The organism is Bacillus sp. BML-BC051 (genome assembly GCF_019656175.1).
In the GTDB taxonomy this organism is placed as follows: Bacteria; Bacillota; Bacilli; order Bacillales; family Bacillaceae_G; genus Bacillus_A; species Bacillus_A mobilis.
In genome coordinates this window covers 1-240 of sequence record NZ_BPLI01000195.1, presented here as the reverse complement: position 1 = coordinate 240, position 240 = coordinate 1, and the positions used below count along the sequence as shown (strand labels likewise).

The 240-nt window shown below is 40.0% G+C and carries 1 pseudogene; it reads right to left on the bottom strand.

Features of this window, described 5'->3' with window-relative positions:
- Window positions 1–240, bottom strand: a pseudogene (locus K5S59_RS29920) (ABC transporter substrate-binding protein); the annotation flags it as partial.

Genomic DNA, 240 nt, shown 5'->3' with positions numbered 1-240 from the left:
CCGTTCCTTCACCACCTTGTCCTGCGACATTCTTCACATATTCCTTCTCTTCCTCTTCACCTACCGTATCAATAAGTGATTAAAAAAACGTATATGCTGTTCCTGATACATTTGGATCTGGTATCACAATCTTTTCCTTATATCCTGTATTTAATATATCTTCCCACATTGATGGATAAGGTAGTCCGATTGGTGCTATCTCTTCCTTCCAACGCCCTTTATTGATCGCAACTGCCAGTT